At 63.9% G+C, this 399-nt stretch carries 1 protein-coding gene; it reads right to left on the bottom strand.

Annotated features, from left to right (window positions below):
* On the bottom strand, nucleotides 1-399 hold a 399-nt coding region (locus LPW30_RS15945), incomplete at both ends, for an IS3 family transposase (protein ID WP_239681375.1).

Below are 399 nucleotides of genomic sequence, written 5' to 3'. Positions count from 1 at the left end.
GTGCTTCTCCAGGCGCTGCCGGTACACACGCGATGCGTACTGGCTACCCCTGTCGCTGTGGTGGATCAGTCCCGAGGATGGCTGACGGCGCCCCACAGCCATCTCCAGGGCCGACAGTGCCAGATCAGCCCGCATGTGATCGGCCATTGCCCAGCCCACCACCTGCCGGTCGTACAGATCCAGGATCGCGGCAAGATACAACCAGCCCTGAAACGTCCACACGGCAGTGATATCCGCCACCCAAGCGCAATTGGGTTCCGACACCTGGAAACACCGCTCCAATCGATTCGGCGCCACCGGGTACCCATGGTTACTATCCGTAGTGGCCCGCCATCGTCGCCGCTGCCGAGCTTCCACTCCGGCCTCGCGCATGAGACTGCGTGCCTGAGCGCGTCCTAC

Source organism: Ectothiorhodospira variabilis (genome assembly GCF_022227625.1).
GTDB lineage: Bacteria > Pseudomonadota > Gammaproteobacteria > Ectothiorhodospirales > Ectothiorhodospiraceae > Ectothiorhodospira > Ectothiorhodospira haloalkaliphila.
Note: the sequence above shows the minus strand (reverse complement) of the source record. Positions and strands in the feature narration are given on the sequence as shown.